A 19,418-nucleotide genomic window follows, 5' to 3' on the forward strand; every position below is an offset into this window, starting at 1 on the left:
CAGACATTAAAGGCGACGAAGTTCTTCGTTTAGCATAGGTAAATCAAGCTTCTGCTCTTTGGCACATTGCTTGGCAATATCGTAACCTGCATCAGCATGACGCATAACGCCGGTTGCTGGGTCATTGTGAAGTACGCGAGCAATACGCTGTGATGCATCTTCACTGCCGTCACAACAAATCACCATGCCTGAGTGTTGCGAGAAGCCCATACCAACGCCACCACCGTGGTGCAAAGAAACCCAAGTTGCGCCGCCCGCTGTGTTCAGAAGGGCATTCAATAGAGGCCAATCTGATACGGCATCTGATCCATCCATCATGCCTTCTGTTTCGCGGTTCGGGCTTGCTACTGAACCTGAATCTAGGTGGTCACGACCGATAACAACTGGTGCTTTCAGTTCGCCATTTTTCACCATTTCATTGAATGCTTGGCCTAAGCGTTCACGATCTTTCAAGCCAACCCAACAAATACGCGCTGGCAGGCCTTGGAACTGAATGCGTTCACGCGCCATATCTAGCCAGTTATGTAGATGTGGGTTGTCTGGAATCAGTTCTTTTACTTTTTGGTCTGTTTTGTAGATGTCTTCTGGGTCACCAGATAGTGCCGCCCAACGGAAAGGACCAATACCTTCGCAGAATAAAGGTCGAATATAAGCCGGAACGAAACCTGGGAAATCAAACGCGTTTTCTACGCCTTCTTCCAGTGCCATTTGGCGAATGTTATTACCGTAATCCACGGTCGCTGCGCCGCGGTATTGCAGGTCTAACATCGCTTGTACTTGAATCGCCATAGATTGCTTAGCGGCTTTCACCACTTTTGCTTCATCAATGGAGCGCTCTTGTGCGGCTTTCTCCATCGTCCAACCTTGCGGCAAGTAGCCGTTAAGAGGATCGTGGGCAGAGGTTTGGTCAGTCACCACATCAGGTGTGATATTGCGTTCAACTAACTCTGGGAAGACGTCTGCGGCGTTACCTAATAAGCCAACAGAGATTGGCGTGTCTGACTCTTTAATCATTGCCATCGCTTCATCTAAGCTGGTGGCTTTTTTGTCTACATAGCCAGTACGCAAGCGGTAGTCGATTCGTGATTCATCACACTCCACTGCGATCATTGAGAAGCCAGCCATCGTTGCAGCAAGAGGTTGAGCGCCGCCCATTCCACCAAGACCGCCCGTTAGAACCCACTTGCCGTTTGCTTCACCTTGGAAGTGCTTCTTCGCGATAGCGACAAAGGTTTCGTAAGTACCTTGAACGATGCCTTGTGAACCAATGTAGATCCAGCTGCCCGCGGTCATTTGGCCGTACATCATCAAGCCTTCTTTATCGAGCTCGTTGAAGTGCTCCCAGTTCGCCCAGTGTGGAACAAGGTTCGAGTTAGCGATCAGTACGCGAGGTGCGTTTTTATGAGTCGGGAACACGCCCACAGGTTTACCGGATTGAACAAGTAACGTTTGGTCGTCCTCTAAACGCTCTAATACTTCAACAATTTTGTCATAACATTTCCAATCACGTGCCGCGCGACCAATACCGCCATACACAACCAGTGCATGTGGGTGTTCTGCCACATCAGGGTCTAGGTTGTTCATCAGCATACGCAGTGGTGCTTCTGTTAACCAAGATTTAGCGCGCAAAGTGGTGCCGTGAGGTGCGCGAATTTCGCGAGTCGTGTCGAGACGAGGGTCACTGTTGTGGTGTTCCGTCATTTTGGAATTCCTTCTGTTTCACGTTATATCGTTGTAGTTGTAGTTGTAGTTATCGGTATAGCTGGATTAGTCGCTGGCCATTGCACTGGCAATATCCCAACATAAACGAGCCGCTAATCGAGCCGTTTGGCCATCGACGTCGTAGTCTGGGTTGTATTCCGCTATGTCCGCGATAATGAGTTTTTCACTGTGTTGGAAAATCTGTTCTAGAAAAGGAGCAAGCGCTTCATAGCTCACGCCTCTTGCCGCTGGTGCACTTACGCCCGGCGCAGTAGCTGCGGGGAAAACATCGAGATCAATGGTGAGATAGAGATAATCACACTCAACGATGAATTTTTGTAACTTGATCAGTTGAGCGACTTGATTCACTTGGGTCATGTTGCGGTCGTGTTCATACCACACGCCCAGTTGGTCAGCTTTGTTAAACAGCGCTTTGGTATTGCTGGCGGCACTCACACCAAGACAAGCGTAATGAAACGGCCATTGATGTGCGTGGCAGTAATCACTGATCTGGTTAAAAGGCGTGCCGGAGCTCGGTTTAACATCGGTGATGTCGCTTTCAAATTCACGAAGATCAAAGTGAGCATCAAAATTAACGATGCCGATCTTAGGATTGTGTTCTGATTGAATTTTATTTAGGTGCTCAGCGAGACCTTGGAACGTTGCCCAAGCCACCTCGTGACCACCGCCAAGGGTAATCACTTTGTTGGTTGCTAAGGCATTGGCAATCACAGAAGCACACTGTTTTTGGCTGACTTCTAATTGACCATCATTGCACTCGATATCACCAAGATCGGCGATGTGTGCGTCACTGTGCCAAGCCATATTCGCCAACGCTTGGCGTATCAAGTTAGGTGCTTGTTTCGCGCCCACGCGTCCTTTATTTCTTGCAACACCGGCATCGCTGGCAAAGCCTACCAAGGCGATATCACCGTCAGTCAGCTTGTCACTTAACTCACTACTTTGCACTTGCTTGGTAATGTGATGAACGCGAGTACCGAGTGCGCCATCTTCAAGATCATTACGTCCGGTCCACACAAAGTTATGCACGGTTGTTGCGTTCTCTTGGATACCGTTGGATTTAGATTGAGTCATGACACACCTCGCCATTAACAATGCGTTTATGCAGGTGAGGAACACCGACTTGATAGCTTAGATCTGCAGGGTGGTCGATGTTCCAGATAGCCAAATCTGCGGCATAACCGATTTCGACTTTGCCTTTGGTTTGTGACTCACCAATGGCAGCCGCCGCGTTACAAGTTACACCGCGTAGCGCTTCTTCAGGCGTCGTACCAAACAGGGTGCAGCTCATGTTCATCATCAGCGTTAAGTCTGCAAAGGGAGATGTGCCGGGGTTTAGGTCGGTCGCGATCGCCATTGGGATTTTGTGTTCACGAAGTAAAGCAATAGGTGGCTGTTGAGTCTCTTTCAAGAAGTAGAAAGCCCCGGGTAATAAGGTGGCGACTGTGCCTGATTCTGCCAGTGCTTTTACTCCGGTTTCATCAAGGTATTCAACATGGTCGACAGAGAGTGCACCGTATTTAGCTGCGAGCGCACTGCCGCCCATATTTGAAAGTTGTTCAGTGTGACCTTTAATCGCGAGGCCATGTGCTTTGGCTGCTGCAAATACACGTTCGGTTTGTTCTAGGTTGAAGCCGATAGATTCGCAAAACACGTCAACTGCATCGGCGAGCCCTTGCTCTGCAGCTTTAGGAATGATCTCTTGGCAAACCAGATCGATATAGCTGTCCGGTTGCTCTTTGTATTCGGGTGGCACAGCATGCGCTGCAAGGAGAGTAGTGGTGATCTTAATTCGGCGATGATTCTCTAAAGCTTTGGCTGCGCGTAACATTTTGAGTTCATCATCAAGTGTTAAACCATAGCCAGATTTTACTTCGATGCTGGTTACGCCACTTCTTAGTAGGCCATCAAGTCTCGGTAATGCCATTTCAACCAGCTCAGACTCTTGCGCTGCGCGTGTTGCAGTGACTGTCGCTAGAATGCCGCCGCCTTGCTTGGCGATGTCGGTGTAAGACACACCATTCAAACGCTGCTCAAATTCATTGGCACGATTACCCGCAAATACGAGGTGAGTGTGGCAATCAATTAATCCGGGTGTCACTAGCTTGTTCTTGCAGTCATAGGTGATGTAATCCGCAGAGTTATCAGTGCTCGGTTGTTCTACCTCATAAGCAAGTACGCCTTGGTTTGAACAAGAGATGGACACGATTTTACCGCTTTCGATAACGATATCTTGAGGGGAAGAGGGCTGATAACCGTCGGCTCCCGAACTCATGGAGACCACTCGTGCATTTTTGAGGATCAAATTCATAATCACCTAGATCTTTGCTAAATATTAAATGTATATACAAATAAATAGGCTAAACGCTGACCCGAATCAAGTCGATGTTGCAAAAATGTGATCGGCGATCAGGATGATGTTCTTTAATTTAGAAGTATCTTGGAGCTTAATTTGTACTTAGAACCAGGATGGTAGAGCAATGCAAAGCTGATGAGGCGCTCTTTACTCCATGTTCTTCTATTCAAAAGTAGGCAAGGTTCTGATTCAGATAGCTTTAGTGACGTTCTGATTTGAGAGTCAGGAATAATGGCTTCAACCGTGTGCTCGATTGCACTCAACGGGCAGCTTTTTGAAAGGTATTCATTGGGTGTAGAGGTTGAAAAGTCTTGCTCTAGGTATTTTGGTGCGGCTTGCGAGTTCACCCAGCGCGCTTCCAATTGAATCGGTGTGTTGTCAGCAAAGTGGATGATTTCACTATAGAATACTTCGGCATTGATCATCACACCTAACCGTGTCGCGGTGCTTTCATCTGCCTTGATGCTCTTGTGCTTGATAACCTGGCTAGCATACGTTTGACCTCGGTCTTTGATCTCTTGTGCGATGTTGTTGATATCAAGCAGCGGAGATTGCGCTTTTTCGTCTGGTTCACAAACAAAAGTACCTAGCCTTGGCTTCCTGATGAGTTTGCCTTCAGACACAAGATCTCGAATGGCTTTATTGACCGTCATTCGACTCACATTGAACTGCTCTGTGAGTTCGAGTTCTGTGGTTATCTGGTAACCCACTGGCCAGTGACCACTGTTGATATTATCGTCTATGAACTGTTTTATCTGAAGGTAGAGCGGCGCTTTCGACATAATGAAACCTTATTTGACTATACAAATAGAGTAACGGAATTTTTCACGATTTCAACATTTCCTCGGGCAATGTGACCTTATTCAACATAGATGGGGCAAATTGCTTGATTCTGTGAGGCAAGTGTCGCAAATTGTCACGTAATAACTATTCGTAAATCAGATGATTAGAAAGGGAAATAATATGTTTAAGAAATTAAAGGCCTCGTTGGGCATCGGTGCAGCAAAGGTTGATACTGTCTTAGATAATATTGAAGTTTTCCAAGGTGGAGAGTTGTCTGGCAATGTTCACATTGTTGGTGGCGACGTTGAGCAACAAATCGACTTGATTAACTTGGTTCTCAACACAGAAGTAAAAGTAGAAACGGAAGACAGTACCAGCTACGAAACCTTTTCACTGGGTCGTATTCAAGCCGTAGAGCCTTTCGTTATCCAACCGGACGAAACCAAACTGGTTCCATTCCGTCTTAAGTTAAATGACGAAACGCCAGTCACCGCGTTGAACGCACAAATGAACCAATGCCATGTGTGGGTAGAAACCAACCTAGATATTGGCTTCGCGATTGACCCTAAAGACCGTGACTTTATCTCCGTACACCCATTGCCAACAGTGGCTAAAATCATCCGAGGCGTGGAAGCATCAGGTATGGCAATGGTGAAAGCAGACGTAGAGAAGGGCTTCTTAAAAGGCAACAGCTTTGCTTCTCGTTCGGGCTGTTACCAAGAGATTGAGTTTCGCAGCGGCGGCTTCATGAATAATAAAGAGATCGAGCTGTCATTCATCGTTGAAGGTTCAATGGTTCACTGCCTAGCAGAAATCGACCGCTCAATGAGCTTTCGCGGCGACCAATACATCTCATTCAGCTTACCTGCTAATGCGGCCGACTCAGACATTCGCAACGCTGTATCAAGAATCATGAGTGCGTAGTTGCTCTCTCTGTTAGTCGTTACTCTTTCTATTAATAGAGACAAGACAGTACGATTTCTAAAGCCGAAATTATCCGTTCGGCTTTTTTGTATTGTAGATAAAGCCAACGAATTACTGATTGAACTATGGGTTAGGCGTTAGAAGGATCTATATAGAAGAGACATTTCAGTCATATAGTTTTGTGGTGCTGCGGGACTAACATTGTCATTTCATATTATTTCGTTACAATGTTCGGCTACTCACAGATGTGGCATCTGTATTTGCTTCTATGTGGGTATATTTATTATGCATATATCCCCAATCAGCGTACTCGTTGATTGAAAGACATATATTAAACATTTTCATGTGTTGCTTGGTGTGCAACACCACTGTAAAGGACAAATAATGCCAATTATTACTCTTCCTGACGGTAGTCAGCGTCAATTTGACAACCCTGTATCAACTCTAGATGTTGCCCTATCAATCGGTCCTGGTCTTGCGAAAGCTACCATTGCTGGTCGTGTAGACGGCGAGCGTGTTGATGCTTGTGATCTTATCGAAAACGATGCAAGCCTAGAAATCATCACAGCTAAAGATGAAGTTGATGGCCTTGAAATCGTTCGTCACTCTTGTGCTCACCTTTTAGGCCACGCGGTTAAGCAGCTTTTTCCAGAAGCGAAAATGGCGATCGGTCCTACTATCGATAACGGTTTCTACTACGATATCGATCTTGAGCACTCTCTAACGCAAGACGATCTAGAAAAGATCGAAAAGCGCATGAAAGAGCTAGCGAAGACCAAATACCAGGTTGTTAAGAAGAAAGTTAGCTGGCAGGAAGCGCGCGACGCATTCGAAGCTCGCGGCGAGACTTACAAGATTGAAATCTTGGACGAGAACGTTTCTAAAGACGATCGTCCAGGCCTGTACCATCACGAAGAATACATCGATATGTGTCGTGGTCCACACGTGCCTAACATGAGCTTCTGCCAGCACTTCACTCTACTTAACGTAGCGGGTGCATACTGGCGTGGTAACAGTGACAACAAGATGCTTCAACGTATCTACGGCACTGCATTCCACGACAAGAAGGCACTTAAAGCTCACCTTGTGCGCCTAGAAGAAGCGGCTAAACGTGACCACCGTAAAATCGGTAAAGCGCTTGACCTATTCCACATGCAGCAAGAAGCACCAGGCATGGTGTTCTGGCACCACAACGGTTGGACTATCTTCCGTGAGCTAGAAGTATTTATTCGTCAAAAACTGACTGAGTACGATTACCAAGAAGTTAAAGGCCCATTAATGATGGACCGTGTTCTTTGGGAACGCTCTGGTCACTGGGATAAGTACGCTGAAGCGATGTTCACTACTTCTTCAGAGAACCGTGAATACGCTATCAAGCCAATGAACTGTCCTGGTCACGTTCAAATCTTCAACCAAGGTTTGAAATCTTACCGTGATCTACCGCTACGTATGGCTGAGTTCGGCTCATGTCACCGTAACGAGCCGTCTGGCGCACTTCACGGCATTATGCGTGTTCGTGGCTTCACTCAAGATGATGCTCACGTATTCTGTACTGAAGACCAAGTTCAACAAGAAGTGAAAGCTTGTATTGAAATGGTTTACGATACTTACACAACTTTCGGCTTCGAAAGCATCGTTGTTAAGCTATCTACTCGTCCAGAACAGCGTGTAGGTTCAGACGAAATGTGGGACCGTGCAGAGGCTGACCTTAAGCAAGCGCTAGAGGCAATGGACATTGCATACGAGATTCAAGAAGGCGAGGGTGCGTTCTACGGACCTAAGATTGAATTTACTTTGCATGATTGTTTGGACCGCGCTTGGCAATGTGGTACAGTGCAGCTCGATTTTGCATTACCAGAACGTTTAGGTGCTACTTACGTAGGTGAAGATAACGAGCGTCACACGCCAGTTATGATCCACCGCGCGATTTTAGGTTCACTAGAACGCTTCATTGGTATTCTTATTGAAGAATACGCTGGCTTCTTCCCAACGTGGTTGGCGCCAGAACAAGCAGTTGTAATGGGCATTACAGACAAACAGTCTGAATATGTACAAGAAATTACGAAAAAACTGCAAAAAAGTGGATTTAGAGTCAAAGCAGACTTGAGAAATGAGAAGATTGGCTTTAAAATCCGCGAACATACTTTGAAACGTGTACCGTTCATGCTTGTGTGTGGTGACCAAGAAATGGAAGCCGGCGAAATTGCAGTACGTACACGTAAAGGTAAGGACCTTGGCAAATTTAAAGTGGATGACTTTATTTCATACATCCAAGCCGAGGTTTCAAGCCGTAAGCTCAATCTGGAGGAATAGCTATTAAAGGCGGAAGACGTGGCCAACAACCGGCCAAACAAAACCAGCACCGTTTAAACGGTGACATTCGTGGCGTTCGTGAAGTGCGTCTAACTGGCGCAGACGGCGAAGCTGTTGGTGTAGTATCAATCGCTGAAGCGATGGAAGCTGCAAATGAAGCTGGTATGGATCTTGTAGAGATCAGCCCTAACGCCGAGCCGCCAGTTTGTCGTGTGATGGACTACGGTAAGTTCCTCTTCGAGAAGAGCAAAGCTGCGAAAGAGCAGAAGAAGAAGCAAAAGCAGGTTCAGATCAAGGAAATTAAATTCCGACCTGGAACTGATATTGGAGACTATCAGGTAAAACTACGCAACCTGACTGGTTTCCTAGAAGACGGCAACAAAGTGAAGGTAACAATTCGCTTCCGTGGCCGCGAAATGGCTCACCAAGAAATCGGTGTTGACGTTCTTAATCGTTTGAAAGCGGATACTGAAGAATTTGCAGTAGTCGAATCTTTCCCAACGAGAATTGAAGGTCGCCAGATGATCATGGTGTTGGCCCCTAAAAAGAAGTAATTAACGGCTTTGCAAGTAATTGAACCCTGCAGCCTCAGGTTGCGGGGTTTTATTCGCCCTAATTACTATGTTATTAACAACTCAACAATGCGGAGTTATTCATCATGCCTAAGATGAAAACCAACAAAGGTGCTGCTAAGCGTTTCCAGAAAACTGCTGGTGGTATTAAGTTTAAGCACGCTGGTAAACGTCACATCCTGACTAAGCGTACTACTAAGAACAAGCGTCAGCTACGTCCGAACTCGATCCTTCCTAAATGTGAAGTTGCTCAAGTTCTACGTATGATGCCATACGCTTAATTCTTTTTAGTTTATAAATTCGTTTAGTTTAGGAGAAGCATAATGCCTCGCGTAAAACGTGGTGTACAAGCTCGTGCACGTCATAAGAAAGTTCTAAAACAAGCTAAAGGTTACTACGGAGCACGTTCACGTGTTTACCGCGTAGCTTTCCAAGCAGTTACCAAAGCTGGTCAATACGCTTACCGTGACCGTCGCAACAAGAAACGTCAATTCCGTCAACTTTGGATTGCACGTATCAACGCGGCATCTCGTCAAAATGGTCTATCTTACAGCCGTTTCATCAATGGCCTAAAGAAAGCATCTATCGAGATCGACCGTAAGATTCTTGCTGACATCGCAGTATTCGACAAAGCAGCATTTGCTGTTCTAGTTGAAAAAGCGAAAGCATCTCTATAATTTAGAGTTAGCTTAAAGGTTTAAGAAAAGGAGAACTTCGGTTCTCCTTTTTTATTGCCTGTAATTTGGCTTTGCCATACTCTCTCGCATCTCGCATCTCGCATCTCGCATCTCGCATCTCGCATCTCGCATCTCGCATCCCGCACCTAATTTTTATTCGCTTGAACACGCATTCTGGTATATAAACATTTACCTAACCTTTAAATGTAAAGCGACCGAAATAAATGACCGCACCGACCACTATGACGTTCTTCGAACGTTTTGAAACTGACATCCTATCTGGCAAGAAGACGATTACTATTCGTGATGAATCTGAGCGAGACTACCAGCCAGGCAGTGTTGTGGAAGTATCGACGCTAGAGCAAGACCGTGTGTTCTGTAATCTTAAGATCATCAGCGTTGAGCCAATTTTGTTTGATGACTTAGGTGAGTTCCATGCTCAGCAAGAGAACATGACGCTGCAAGTACTGAAAGACGTGATTCAAGATATCTACCCGGGTATCTCTCAACTGTATGTGGTTTCTTACGAGCTTGTGTAGCCCGCTTTAAATAGAATTTGTTGATCAATACTGCGTCTAACGCAGAGCAATGATAAAGGGAAGCCACAATGAGTGAATTACAGAGCGAAACAGTTCAGCAAATTTTGCTTCAACTTTATTGTCGTGAGCAAAATGAGCAGCCGTTAATCTCTAGAACTGATCTCGACATTGCTCTTTATGATAGCGAAGGCTTTCTAGCGTGGCGTGACACAAGGCGTAACTTTACGGTCAGTGATATCGAGAATCGAGTTTGGGTGAAGAGCTGCCCCGGCGGTTACATCACTGAAGTGCACTTCAATGCTGACGGTTCTTTGATTGAATATCGTTTGTTCGACCGATTTGAAACAACAGGGCAGTGGCAACTAAAAGACGGTTTGTTACACGTCGAGATTCTGAAGGGTGAGAACTGCTACCAGTTTGCTGTTGTGGCTCGTGCTGACCTTAATATTCACTCTGCGGTTGAGTATAAGAGCGGAGAGCTGCATTCGTACTTGAAGCTTGTTCAAGTTGAAAGCTAAACGCTGGTTCGTTTAATTAGCATATAAAAAAGCCAACAGTGATGTTGGCTTTGTTGTCTTCAATCTGACTGAATACTTCTATTAAGCTTCGAAGTTCGCCAATCGAGTATAAAGCTCGCTGTCTTGATCTTGCTTTGCACAAATCGTCAGTAGGTCTTCAATAAAGTACTTCAATGCACGTGCTTCAATTCGGCGAATACCTTGTTGATGTTCTTCAGTTAGGTAGCCGTAGATAGTCGCAGCGCCAAAGTCACCAAAGATCATCTGACCTTGTTCGTTCACTAAAGTGTTGTGAGCGTATAGATCACCATGAGAGACTTTATTGGCATGAAGGTGTTCAAACACATCAATCATCTGCTCTGTAATGCTATTGATTTGAGCAATTGAAAGTTCGAAACCTTCTGGGAAAGTATCACGCGTGCAAGTCTCGAGTGTTGGTGGTAGTCCTAGGTTGTAGTAGCTGTTTGGAATGAGTTCCATCACCAAAGCTAGGTAATCTTGTTCCTCTACTTGGGCGATAGATTTTACCAAGTTGTTATGGTGTCCAGCCTGCAAGCACGCTTCCAGTTCATCATGTGGGTAGCCGTCACTGGTGACTTCGCCTTTAAACACTTTAACCGCCACTTCCTGTGGAAAATCGAAGTCGCTGTTTAGCCAGCTTGCATGTGAGATCACGCCAGATGCGCCTTGGCCAAGTACTTGATTCAGTGAATAGCTTTGAGAGCTAACCGCAGGCACGCTATCTAAGCTGCTAGGGTGTTTGCAAAACGGGTTACCCGCAAACGCTAACCAAGCCAGTTTTGGTAGCTTGATAAGGAACTCTGGGAATTCAGTCAACTGGTTTGCAGACAGGCGAACTAGCTCAAGGTTGGATAGGTTTTCCATGCTTTCTGGTAACACGCGAATCTTGTTACCCGCCAATGCCAGTTTCTGTAGTCGCGGTCTTTCACCTAGTGAGCTAGGCAGGGCCTCAATCTCATTGTCGGTCAGGATCAACCAGCGTAATTGAGGTGGTAGAGATACTTCACTTACGGTTTTGATTTGGTTGGTCTTGAAACCGATCATTTCAAGCTTAGGAAGTGACCCAAGAACATCAGGCAGGTGCGTAAACAGGTTATTCGACGCGAAGATAATACGCAGGTTAGTCAGCTTTGATAACTCGGCTGGTAGGTCTGACAGCTGATTACCTGAAAGGTCTAGGATCTCAAGAGAATCTGCAAGCTCTATGATTTCTAGAGGAAACTCGGTGAGACTTTCCGACAGTTTTAAGCGCTTAATACCTTTAAGTTGCCCTGATTTTAATTGTTCTAGAGTATGCAAACCTTAGCCTTATGAATAGATGTTCGAGGCGCGTAGTTTACTTGTCTCAATCGAGAAAGGCGAGCACCGGAACGATGCTCACCTAACTAAGCTCAGTGAACGAATTTACAGAGCTTAAAGCTGTATGTGATCTTGGCTTACGCCGACCTCCTCAACAAAATCCGCATCATGACTGACCAAGATGAATGCGCCTTGGTATTCACGCAGAGCCGAAGCCAATATTTGCTTCGAGTCGATGTCTAGGTGATTGTCTGGTTCATCTAGCAGCAGTAATGGCGAATCCTGTTTATGGCTGACGATCAACATCGCCAGTTTCATTTTCTCTCCACCGCTTAGGTGAGCTATTTTGCGGTAGACGGAGTCTCGTCTGAATCCAATACCAGCTAACAAGGTTCGTGCGTCACTTTCTGTCATGCTGCCGCTATGTGTCACCAGGCTATCGAACATTGTGTCGTTGGTGTCTAATAGTCCAAAGTGTTGATCCAAGTATACTGTGGACCCTAAGCGTTTAATGGAACCTGTATAGTTCGAGTGTTGCCCATGAATGGCCTTTAACAGCGTCGACTTTCCGCAGCTGTTTGCACCAGTGAGATAACACCGTTCACCTTGCGACATAGAAAAGTTGATACGAGCGTCAGAACCAAAACTCAGATGGCAATCTTCAACGGTTAATAGCGAGTTCTTTTTACTGTTATTACTCTGTTGTAGATACAAGGCCTGTGGTTTTAGTTGTTCCTTTTGTTCTTTAAGAGATTGAAGCTTATGTTGGTTTTGGTCCTTTAAGTTCTTTTGACTAGTGGCTGATGCTCCTTGCGTTCGTCCTGCTTTATCTTTCATCGCATCCAATAATATCTTGGGTTGGCTACCGGACTTTCTGAGTCGATTACCTTGAGACTCACGTTGCTGTGCTTTTTCCTTATTAGCTTGAGTTTGGCGCTCCAGTCGTTTCTTTTCGGATTGGTGATGTGCAATCTGTTTATCTAGTGCATCGGCCTGATTCGACATTTGTTTGAAGTAGTCATCGTAGTTTCCTTTATAGAAACGTAACCCCAAACTGTTGAGATGGTAGATACCTTCCATTTGTCTCAATAAGCTTCGATCATGGCTGACGACAAGTACCTTACCTTCAAACAACTGGCATTGTTCTAGTAGCCAATTGCGTCCGTCGTTATCCAAATGGTTCGAAGGCTCATCGAGGATCAGTATGTCGTTATTTGATACGAATAGCTGATGAAGCTGTAACAGGGCGAGTTGCCCACCACTCAAAGAGCAACAAAGTGTGTTCAAATTACGAGTGATCTTTAATGTACCTAGCAACTGCTGGGTACGCGCCTCTAAATCCCAATCATCGCCAACGATATTGAAGTGCTGCAGTTCACAGCTACCTTGTTCTATGGCGCTTAACGCTTCTAACTTTTCGGTGAGTCCTAAGAAGTCAGCGATGGTGATGTTGGTATCCAGTAGCGTTGATGGTAACTGAGAGTAAAAGCCGATTGAACCTTGGCGCGAAACACTGCCCGTTGTGGGCTGTTTTTGTCCAACGAGCAACGAAAGTAACAATGACTTTCCAGCCCCATTTCTTCCGACTAGGCCTGTGAGGCGAGTGCTCAAATTAAAGGTGATGTTTTTGAATAACCACTCACCAGTATCGAGTTGGAATGAGAGATTATTGGCTAATATAGTCGGCATAGAAATACCTCCCTTTACGTGTAAACGAGTAAAAGGGGTGAGGCGCTTTTCTGTGCAAGCTCCTGCTGGATGCTAACAACAGATCGCCAAAGGCGTTACTTAGATAGATGACCAATGAAAGAGAGAAAGCGGTATTGAGATGGTTCCTGTCTTTGAGGTACTGATCTTAAAGATGTTTGTTTGTCAAAAAACGGATCTTTAAGAGCTTGATTTGTCGCGAAAATAGATGATGAAGTAACGCCCACTAACCCCGAGTGTCCAAATGATTTTTATAAAAATAAATCGGATGTCAGGATGTTAGTACTTCATTATGGCGTTATTCTCTTTTGAAATGATGGTGGGATGGTACTGAAAGAAAGTACTCTGAGTCAATATGTTGAGGTGATTAAATTGTGTTCAAATAATTAAAGCGCCTTTGTGGCGCTTTAGTGATCATTATTGGAAATCAGTTGAGTCTAGAACTTATATCTTTGGGTTTAGAGCTTAGAGCTTAGAGCTTAGAGCTTAGAGCTTAGAGCCTTGGGCTTAAAGCTAAAGCTACTTGGTTTGCCCACCAACGGCGCGCCAACACATATCAAAGCTATCGTTGATGTACTTCGATGTTTGCTCTGGTGGAGACTCGCTTTGTTCAATCAGCCAGTTTGCACAAATCAGAAAGTGGCTATGAATGAAGTGTCTAACAAGGTTAATGTCCAACACCATCAATTCACCATCTTGTTGCCCTTTCAAAATGATCTCGTCTAGCGATGCGAACATCTGTGAAACAATCACTTCTCGAGTTTGAGTCGTTGGGTCGAAATGAACATTGGTGAAGAACTTCATCGCAACCGGATTCTCTAATGCCCACTCAATTCCTGTGATCCACATGAACTTAAAGGTTTGGTAGCGATCTTCTACAGCCACATCAGTGTGCGGTTGAAGGGTCGAGAATAGCTCTAGCTTCAGCTCGCGAAACAGTTCATCAATCAATAGAGATTTATTCTCGAAGTGGTGGAACAACGTCGCTTTTGCCACGCCGGCTGTTTTCGCTATTTGTCCGGTAGATGTGCCCTCTAGCCCTTGTTGAGAGAAGAGCAGGAGTGCAGCATCTAGGATTTTTTGTCTTTTGGTGATCATCTATTGAGTACTTTGAACATCAGTTTCTTGATTGGGTTGTTGTAAGGAGGATGCATTAACTTGGTGAAGTTGATTTTTCCTCTACTTAGAACGGTTTTGGCATGGCTAAGGGTCTTGAAGCCCTCAATGCCGTGATAGTGTCCCATGCCTGAAGGGCCGATGCCACCGAATGGTGCGTCTTCTGCAGCCACATGCACCAAAGAATCATTAATACACACGCCGCCAGAGTGCGTGTCTGATAAAAGCTTGTCTTGGGTTTCTTTATTATGGCTCATTAGGTACAGAGCCAGTGGGCGTTCTCTCTCTGTGATGTAATTGATTGCTTCTTCGATGGAATCATAAGGCACGATAGGCAAAACAGGACCAAACAGCTCTTCTTGCATCGCGAGCATCTCATCGTTCACTTCGGTGAGAAGGTGCGGCGTCATTCTGTGGTTTACATCGTCTTGTGCTTGTTCGGTTACCGTGTGAATAACCGCGCCTTTGGCTTGTGCGTCTTCAATGACACCTTTCAAGCGATTGTATTGGCGCATGTTGATCACTGAGGTTAAGTCTTTGCTCTCAATACCGGCTTTATAAAGCTTCTTGAAATAACGCTTATAGGCTGTGATGAACTCGTCTGATTTTTCTCGCGGCAATAAGATGTAATCAGGCGCTACACATATCTGGCCAGCGTTTAGACTCTTGGCAAACAAGATACGTTCAACAGCGTCAGCCACATCAAAGTCAGGGGCAATGATGGTTGGAGATTTGCCGCCTAATTCCAAGGTAACTGGTGTTAAGTTGTTAGCCGCTGCTCTCATAACGTGTTTACCCACAGCGGTTGAGCCGGTAAATAGGATATGGTCAAACGGCAGTTGGCTAAATTTAGCGGAAACGTCAGCTTCGCCTTCGATAATCGCAACCTGATCTTTACTAAAGCCTTCGGCCAACATCGCTTTTAAAACTCGGTTGGTCGCTGGAGTAAACTCCGACATCTTGAGCATCGCCGTGTTGCCCGCTGCTAACGCTGTGATCAGAGGGCCTAAAGAGAGCATGACTGGGAAGTTCCAAGGCACGATGATACCAACCACACCTACTGGCTGATAATGAACCGTGATCTTTGCTGGCGTTAGCATCAAACCAGCTTTGCGGCGCGATGGCTTCAACCACTTCTTAAGGTTCTTCACGCTGTAATTGATCTGGTGAAGAGAAGGGGTGATATCAGCAATCAAGCTGTCGTGCTTTGCTCGATGGCCATAATCTTCAGATACTGCCTCAATCAATTGCTCTTGATAGCGCATTAACAACGCTTTTAATACTGAGAGGTTTTCTCTTCTCTGCTCAAGCGTAGGATTAACGTTATTGCGGTAGTGATCTTTTTGTCGGTTGAACATTTGATCCATGTCGTTGGTGCTCGACGTGTTTGGTTCAAGGTCTAGATTATGGCTCATAGTATCCCCTAAATTCGAAAGCTGACCGATTGGTTGGTCAGTTAAAATTACAAGAAGATTGAACCGAATACAAGATATGCGCGAGAAAAGTTCAAAAATTGAGCGGTTACAACATTGAAGTGAGCGAGTTCTAGTAGGAAGAATGAAGTGTTTATCGGCATCGAATCGCGGGACACAAGCTGTGTTGGTGATAGCGAGAGTTCAGATTGTGAAGTGCTTATATTTGTCACAACTCTGACTTAACCTCACTCAATTTACTAAAAATCTTTTGGTTTCTGCACATTTTTTCTCCCTAATTTAATGTGAGAAATTGCTTTATATTTAATGCGCTTCAGCCTGTTTTTTACCCTAAAACCTTGTAATTCCTTACCTGTCATTTTAAGTCGATCTGTCGATAAAAAAACGTAATCGTCACCACAAATATCAATGGTTGGACTCGCTCTTAATAATATCGGTTAATGCAGCCAACAAATCGTTTTTGAACGCTTTTTGTTGGGTTATACCTCGCTATTCCAAAGAGGTATCTTCTGTCGATGGCCCTATAGTGTGAGGTCTCTAGAATTGGAAAATTCGGTTAATTTGGAACGCATCCGTGCTGAGTATAATGTAAAGCACTGGAGCCAAGGTTTTTATGGAATTGATGATAACGGTGAGGTGTATGTTTCACCGAGCGAGACGGATCATCAAGTCCCACTAAGTAAGATCGTAAAACAGTTAGAGCAAAGAAATATTGGTTTACCTGCTCTTGTGCGTTTTCCTCAAATAGTGCATCAACGTGTGCACAATATCTGTAACGCATTTAACCAAGCGATCGACGAATATCAGTACGACAATCGTTACCTACTTGTTTATCCGATTAAAGTTAACCAACAAAAAGAAGTGGTTGATGAGATCTTAGCGAGCCAAGCTCAATTAGAGCAAAAGCAGCTAGGACTAGAGGCGGGCAGCAAACCTGAACTATTAGCGGTACTGGCGTTGGCTCAAAAAGCGAGCTCTGTGATCGTGTGTAACGGTTACAAAGACAGAGAATACATCCGCCTTGCACTGATTGGCGAAAAGCTAGGCCACAAAGTCTTTATCGTTCTAGAGAAGTTGTCTGAGCTTGATCTTGTTCTTTCTGAAGCGAAAGCACTTGGCGTAAAACCTCGTTTGGGTTTACGTATTCGTCTTGCTTCTCAAGGTGCAGGTAAATGGCAAGCAAGTGGTGGTGAGAAGTCGAAATTCGGTTTGTCTGCATCACAAGTGCTTACTGTTATCGAACGCTTGAAAGCCGAAGACCAGCTGGATGTACTTGAACTCGTGCACTTCCACCTAGGTTCACAAATGGCAAACATTCGTGACGTGCGAAATGGCGTGAGTGAAGCGGCTCGTTTCTACTGTGAACTGCGTGATATTGGCGCTCAACTGAAGTTCTTAGATGTTGGTGGTGGCTTGGCAGTCGATTACGACGGCACGCGTAGCCAATCTTCAAACTCAATGAATTACGGCTTGCTTGAGTACGCTCGTAACATCGTGATGACAGTAGGGGATATTTGTAAACTCTACAATCAGCCACAACCTGTGATTATTTCGGAGTCTGGTCGCTCACTGACTGCGCACCATGCTGTGTTGATCACCAACGTGATTGGTACTGAAAGCTACTCACCGGAAGATATGGCTGCGCCAGAAGCAGACGCACCACTGTTGCTAAACAACATGTGGAAGAACTTCTTAGAATTAGATGCTGGTAATGATGACCGTGCGTTGATTGAGATCTATAACGACACTCAGAGCGATATTGCAGAAGCGCACAACCAATTTGCGACCGGTATGCTGAATCTTCAGCATCGTGCTTGGGCAGAGCAAATGTCTTTGCGTATTAACTACGAGCTTAGCACTCGCATGAGCACAAAGAACCGTTACCACCGTCCAATTTTGGATGAGTTGAGCGAGCGTTTAGCGGACAAGTTCTTCGTGAACTTTTCACTATTCCAGTCATTGCCAGATGCTTGGGGTATTGATCAGGTGTTCCCTGTATTGCCTCTAAGTGGTTTGGACAATGCGGACGAGCGACGCGCGGTAGTACTGGATATCACATGTGATTCTGACGGTACGATCGATCAGTATGTTGACGGCCAGGGCATTGAAACAACATTGCCAGTGCCAGCGTGGAACCCAGATGAACCATACCTAATGGGCTTCTTCCTAGTAGGCGCGTACCAAGAGATCTTGGGCGATATGCATAACCTATTTGGTGATACGCACAGTGTTGTGGTGAATGTTGATGAAAGTGGTCAAGCGAATATCGACTACATCAACGAAGGCGACACAGTAGAAGACATGATGCGTTATGTTCATATCGATATGGACCTAATTCGTCAGAACTACAAAGAATTGGTAACGGCGAAAGTACCAGCTCAAGAACAGCAAAGCGTACTTGAAGAGTTAGAGCAAGGCTTGATGGGTTACACCTATCTTGAGGATTTTTAATGAACGATCTATTTACGAAACCAGATTACTCGCTGTATTCCAATGCGATGACGTTTATGCGTCGTCCTTTGGCACAGAACCCAATCGACAACGATGCTGATGTGGTTGTATTAGGCGCGCCGTTAGATATGGCGACGTCTGGTCGACCGGGTGCACGTATGGGACCGGATGCGATTCGTCGTGCTTCTGTGAACTTGGCGTGGGAAGGCAAAAAATTCCCGTGGGATTTCAATGTATTTGAACATACCTCGGTAATTGATGCTGGCGACCTTGTGTTTGATTGCGGTGATGCAGAAGACCTAACTCAACGTTTAGAAGCAGCTGCTGATGCGATTCTAAACAGTGGTAAAACATTGCTTGGATTAGGTGGCGACCACTTCATTACACTGCCTTTGTTAAGAGCATATGGCAAGAAGTACGGTGAGATGGCTCTGATTCACTTCGACGCGCACACTGACACTTACAGTCAGGGTAGTCGTTACGATCACGGTACTATGTTCTACCATGCGCCAAATGAAGGTTTAATTTCGCCTGAACATTCAGTGCAAATTGGTATTCGTACAGAGTACAAGCAGGAAGGGCACGGCTTTAACGTTATTAACGCGATGCAAGCGAACGACATGAGCGTGGACGATATCATTGCTCAAGTGAAAGGTATTGTTGGTAATAAGCCAGTGTACTTAACGTTTGATATCGATTGTCTGGATCCTGCTTTTGCTCCGGGTACCGGCACACCAGTATGTGGTGGTTTGAACTCAGATAAAGTGCTCAAAATCATCCGTGGCTTACAGGGTATCAACATGGTTGGTATGGACGTTGTAGAAGTGTCTCCTGCCTATGACCAAAGCGAAATTACGGCATTGGCTGGTGCGACGATTGCTCTCGAGCTGCTTTACGTCTGGACTGCAAATCGCCTTGCTAAATAGTTGTGTGTCATTGCTAACAGCATAACGCTATATACTGATTTTAAAGCCCACTAAGTTTCAA

The 19,418-nt window shown here is 45.3% G+C and carries 17 protein-coding genes; 9 read left to right on the forward strand and 8 right to left on the reverse strand.

From position 1 onward, the window contains the following. Window positions 1-6 precede the first annotated feature (6 nt). From hutU to hutC, 4 genes are all read right to left on the reverse strand, one after another. Window positions 7-1,701: a urocanate hydratase gene (hutU, locus tag ACED41_RS05775; RefSeq protein ID WP_017063597.1), complete on the reverse strand. Its 1,695-nt coding sequence runs from the start codon at window positions 1,699-1,701 to the stop codon at window positions 7-9. Between the two features lie 66 nt (window positions 1,702-1,767). Beyond that, entirely contained in the window at window positions 1,768-2,796 is a 1,029-nt protein-coding gene (hutG, locus tag ACED41_RS05780) for a formimidoylglutamase (RefSeq protein WP_102393420.1), read from the reverse strand. Further along, the gene (gene hutI, locus ACED41_RS05785) at window positions 2,783-4,033 is read right to left on the reverse strand and encodes an imidazolonepropionase (RefSeq protein WP_371724632.1); all 1,251 of its coding nucleotides are present in this window, start codon (window positions 4,031-4,033) and stop codon (window positions 2,783-2,785) included. Before hutI ends, hutG begins: the two co-directional genes overlap by 14 nt. Window positions 4,034-4,146: 113 nt before the next feature. Beyond that, on the reverse strand, window positions 4,147-4,860 hold the full coding sequence (gene hutC, locus ACED41_RS05790; protein WP_017072048.1) for a histidine utilization repressor: 714 nt from the start codon (window positions 4,858-4,860) through the stop codon (window positions 4,147-4,149). Between the two features lie 181 nt (window positions 4,861-5,041). On the opposite strand from hutC, the gene ACED41_RS05795 reads away from it, so the two are divergent. The 7 genes from ACED41_RS05795 to ACED41_RS05825 all read left to right on the forward strand — a co-directional run bounded on the left by ACED41_RS05795 (window position 5,042) and on the right by ACED41_RS05825 (window position 10,404). Further along, the gene (locus tag ACED41_RS05795; protein ID WP_017059779.1) at window positions 5,042-5,785 is read left to right on the forward strand and encodes a sporulation protein; all 744 of its coding nucleotides are present in this window, start codon (window positions 5,042-5,044) and stop codon (window positions 5,783-5,785) included. A gap of 384 nt (window positions 5,786-6,169) precedes the next feature. Further along, the gene (gene thrS, locus ACED41_RS05800; RefSeq protein WP_017059786.1) at window positions 6,170-8,098 is read left to right on the forward strand and encodes a threonine--tRNA ligase; all 1,929 of its coding nucleotides are present in this window, start codon (window positions 6,170-6,172) and stop codon (window positions 8,096-8,098) included. A 2-nt stretch (window positions 8,099-8,100) separates the two neighbouring features. Then, window positions 8,101-8,652: a translation initiation factor IF-3 gene (gene infC, locus ACED41_RS05805; protein WP_076654893.1), complete on the forward strand. Its 552-nt coding sequence runs from the start codon at window positions 8,101-8,103 to the stop codon at window positions 8,650-8,652. Window positions 8,653-8,756: 104 nt separating this feature from the next. Beyond that, window positions 8,757-8,951 carry a 50S ribosomal protein L35 gene (rpmI, locus tag ACED41_RS05810; RefSeq protein WP_004738430.1) on the forward strand — a complete coding sequence of 65 codons (195 nt, stop codon included), beginning with the start codon at window positions 8,757-8,759 and terminating at the stop codon, window positions 8,949-8,951. Between the two features lie 42 nt (window positions 8,952-8,993). Beyond that, the gene (gene rplT / locus ACED41_RS05815; RefSeq protein ID WP_004733517.1) at window positions 8,994-9,347 is read left to right on the forward strand and encodes a 50S ribosomal protein L20; all 354 of its coding nucleotides are present in this window, start codon (window positions 8,994-8,996) and stop codon (window positions 9,345-9,347) included. Window positions 9,348-9,571: 224 nt separating this feature from the next. Next, window positions 9,572-9,886: a N(4)-acetylcytidine aminohydrolase gene (gene yqfB / locus ACED41_RS05820; protein ID WP_017063603.1), complete on the forward strand. Its 315-nt coding sequence runs from the start codon at window positions 9,572-9,574 to the stop codon at window positions 9,884-9,886. A gap of 68 nt (window positions 9,887-9,954) precedes the next feature. Next, window positions 9,955-10,404 carry a hypothetical protein gene (locus tag ACED41_RS05825; protein ID WP_017063604.1) on the forward strand — a complete coding sequence of 150 codons (450 nt, stop codon included), beginning with the start codon at window positions 9,955-9,957 and terminating at the stop codon, window positions 10,402-10,404. Between the two features lie 81 nt (window positions 10,405-10,485). Here ACED41_RS05825 and ACED41_RS05830 read toward each other — a convergent pair whose 3' ends face one another. The 4 genes from ACED41_RS05830 to ACED41_RS05845 form a co-directional block, all read right to left on the reverse strand. After that, window positions 10,486-11,724 carry a leucine-rich repeat-containing protein kinase family protein gene (locus ACED41_RS05830; RefSeq protein ID WP_017063605.1) on the reverse strand — a complete coding sequence of 413 codons (1,239 nt, stop codon included), beginning with the start codon at window positions 11,722-11,724 and terminating at the stop codon, window positions 10,486-10,488. 114 nt (window positions 11,725-11,838) lie between these two features. Next, window positions 11,839-13,413, reverse strand: coding sequence for an ATP-binding cassette domain-containing protein (locus tag ACED41_RS05835; RefSeq protein WP_371724634.1), 1,575 nt, complete (start codon window positions 13,411-13,413; stop codon window positions 11,839-11,841). A 537-nt stretch (window positions 13,414-13,950) separates the two neighbouring features. Further along, window positions 13,951-14,529 carry a TetR/AcrR family transcriptional regulator gene (locus tag ACED41_RS05840; protein WP_017066051.1) on the reverse strand — a complete coding sequence of 193 codons (579 nt, stop codon included), beginning with the start codon at window positions 14,527-14,529 and terminating at the stop codon, window positions 13,951-13,953. After that, window positions 14,526-15,962 (reverse strand): coniferyl aldehyde dehydrogenase, encoded by a 1,437-nt coding sequence (locus ACED41_RS05845; protein ID WP_371724635.1) that lies wholly within the window; start codon window positions 15,960-15,962, stop codon window positions 14,526-14,528. The genes ACED41_RS05840 and ACED41_RS05845 overlap by 4 nt, the downstream gene beginning before the upstream one ends. Window positions 15,963-16,523: 561 nt before the next feature. On the opposite strand from ACED41_RS05845, the gene speA reads away from it, so the two are divergent. Beyond that, entirely contained in the window at window positions 16,524-18,431 is a 1,908-nt protein-coding gene (gene speA / locus ACED41_RS05850) for an arginine decarboxylase (RefSeq protein WP_371724636.1), read from the forward strand. Further along, entirely contained in the window at window positions 18,431-19,357 is a 927-nt protein-coding gene (speB, locus tag ACED41_RS05855) for an agmatinase (RefSeq protein WP_371724637.1), read from the forward strand. The genes speA and speB overlap by 1 nt, the downstream gene beginning before the upstream one ends. Window positions 19,358-19,418: the final 61 nt, after the last annotated feature.

The sequence above is a fragment of the Vibrio sp. 1F255 genome, assembly GCF_041439145.1.
In the GTDB taxonomy this organism is placed as follows: domain Bacteria; phylum Pseudomonadota; class Gammaproteobacteria; order Enterobacterales; family Vibrionaceae; genus Vibrio; species Vibrio crassostreae_C.